A 911-nucleotide genomic window follows, 5' to 3' on the forward strand; every position below is an offset into this window, starting at 1 on the left:
TTTAACTGAATAATAATCAAACCTTTTCCCTCTACCTAATTTACTTCTTGATGGACAGCACGGATTTTGACATTCGAAACTTCTATATAACATTTTAGGATAAGAATTTCCTCGTAAAATAGTCTCAAAACAATCAGGACACGGCACATAGCTTTCATCTAATTCTATCTTTTGTAAAACTAATAATTTGTTTTTCCCATCATTAGTAATAACTAAATCATTAAAATGAAAACCATAATTCACACCTTTATATAGCGCTTTTATTTGATTATTAATTGTTGAGGAGTTTCCAGATAGCTTATACTTATTTATATGGTCTTTTAATTCACTTATTTTTTTTTCTTCTTTAAAAGCATTTAAATGTGTTTCGGTTTTAAAGTTCTCTAAATAAATAGCAATTTGAGAAATCAAAAGCCAAGAGCAATCAGAACCGAACTCAATAATACACTGATGATAATTTTCCAATGAGTCATATAAATCTTTTATTGACGTAAATATTCGTTTTACATCATTATCATCTTGAACTTTATAATATAATAACTGGTAATATTTGCCTTCCGCTTCATCAATATAAGATTTATACTTTTTATTAATATCTTTATCAATCTTTACTCGAGATACTAAAGAACCAATAACACTCTGTTTATTTCTATTTATACCTTCGAATATTAAATTATATGCTTCTTCTAAATACTCTTCTTTATTGAATTCATTTTTAATTTCATCAATACCTTTATAATTACTTTGCTCTAAATCATAACCTAATATTAGCTTTCGTAAATAATTTTTTTCTAAACTTGTTATAACTATATCTACTTCTTTTTTATATTTATTTATCAGTTTGTTTATATACGAGTCTGCTACTCTACTCATATCTAAAACGATCGTATCTAATAAATCCTCACTTATAT

1 protein-coding gene is annotated in these 911 nt (G+C 25.5%); it reads right to left on the reverse strand.

Annotated features, from left to right (window positions below):
* On the reverse strand, positions 1 to 911 hold a 911-nt coding region (locus CD126_RS12220; protein ID WP_206168297.1), incomplete at both ends, for a hypothetical protein.

The organism is Staphylococcus pettenkoferi, from assembly GCF_002902685.1.
Classification (GTDB): Bacteria; Bacillota; Bacilli; order Staphylococcales; family Staphylococcaceae; genus Staphylococcus; species Staphylococcus pettenkoferi.